At 35.6% G+C, this 1,564-nt stretch carries 2 protein-coding genes; both read left to right on the plus strand.

All coding sequences use genetic code 11. The features are described 5' to 3' along the window. The first annotated feature begins 267 nt into the window (after positions 1-267). Entirely contained in the window at positions 268-936 is a 669-nt protein-coding gene (locus HK26_RS13535; protein ID WP_086639951.1) for a Flp family type IVb pilin, read from the plus strand. A gap of 212 nt (positions 937-1,148) precedes the next feature. Further along, positions 1,149-1,328 (plus strand): Flp family type IVb pilin, encoded by a 180-nt coding sequence (locus tag HK26_RS11725; RefSeq protein WP_086639952.1) that lies wholly within the window; start codon positions 1,149-1,151, stop codon positions 1,326-1,328. Positions 1,329-1,564: the final 236 nt, after the last annotated feature.

Below are 1,564 nucleotides of genomic sequence, written 5' to 3' on the forward strand. Positions count from 1 at the left end.
CGTGACCTGCTCCCGCAATGGTTCACCCTGAGCCAGGAAGAGGAGGAACTGGTGCAACGCTACTGCACAAAAGACCTACGTTCCATGCGTCAATACATTGAAGTCATCATGAAAGACCAGATGAGCTACTGGAAGGTAGCCTGATAGCAGAGGATGGAATGCCACTCAGTTGGGTGGCATTTTCTGCAAATGGTTCGATATATTTGAAATTATTCCTGAATATACATTACAATAAAATTGTATATATACAAAGGAGGATTTTAAATCATGATTTATCATAAAAATAAAATACAACAGGATGTTGGGGCAACAGCCATAGAATATGGACTTATTGCCTCTTTGATTGGTGTTCTGGCAGTTAGTGGCATGTCAGCCGTTGGTGTGAATTCATCAAATACCTATTGCACAATATCCAAACATCTTGGTGGGTCTGGTGAATGTTCTGGTGGCAGTTCAAAAGAGACAGGTGGAAGTGGAAGTTCTACTGGTTCAGGAAATAGTAATACTGGAAATGGAGGGAATGGTTCAGAAACTTCCATTGCAACAGAAGATGACATGGATAATTTGAAAAAATCTTTGGTGGATGATTTCGATGATAGTTATTTAGATAGAAGTTTGGGAGGAAATAGTAATTCCGATATATGGTCATTTATTAATCCAAAAAATGCCTTATCCTTAATGAATGATTACAATGAGAAAAATCCAAATGATCAAATTACACATGTATTTGGTCTTTATGATAAATCAACTAATCAACCTATAACGTCTTGGCAAAAAGCTTCTGAAGGTATTGAAGACCAGATCAACGGGAAAAATGCTATTGAAACGGGAAATTATCATTCTTCTTCAATAGAAGTTACAACACAAAGTGGCCATGTATATAATATCAATAGTGAGGATAGCACAATGACAAAACAACTAATGAAAGGTTCATAATAAAAAACCACCAAACCGCTTTCGGGAGGGGGTTTGATGGTCACTTATGTCGCTACAACATATAATCATTGTTTTATATATAAATGATAATGTCAAGAAAATAAATTATAAAAAGTTCGATTTTCTTGAAAATACGCAAATTAATACAGTATTATATATTTAAGGCATCATAATAATATGGTGCTCAATATTAATATTTGGAGGATTTTCATATGAAAACTTTGCTTAAAACTCGTAAAAATGAAGTCGGTGCAACAGCTATCGAATATGGTCTGATTGCTGCCTTAATTTCTGTAGCAATTATTGGTGCCGTTTCAGCACTTGGAACAGACCTTAAAAGTGTATTTACTTCTGTTGGTTCTACTTTATCATCAGCATCTACTGCTGGTTAATCCACAGAAACAGGTTTGAAATAGTAGAGGGGAACCTTTCGAGGTTCCTTTTTTTATGTGTATTTCCTTTACATTTTCCATGCATTTGAATGGTTTTCAACGTCTGAATTATTCTGTCTCATCCATGCCATGGCTTCATTTGTATTCTGAAGAATTTTCGCATTTTCTTGGTCGATGATTTTGTTTTCCAGATAGCCCATATTTCTGGAAATCATCTGTGTCAGAATATCCTTTCC

This window comes from Acetobacter okinawensis (assembly GCF_002153655.1).
In the GTDB taxonomy this organism is placed as follows: Bacteria; Pseudomonadota; Alphaproteobacteria; order Acetobacterales; family Acetobacteraceae; genus Acetobacter; species Acetobacter okinawensis_A.

Excerpts from the sequence above, each read along its gene's own strand:
- HK26_RS13535 (WP_086639951.1), top strand. The coding sequence starts at position 268 with ATGATTTATCATAAAAATAAAATACAACAGGATGTTGGGGCAACAGCC.
- HK26_RS11725 (WP_086639952.1), top strand. The coding sequence starts at position 1,149 with ATGAAAACTTTGCTTAAAACTCGTAAAAATGAAGTCGGTGCAACAGCT.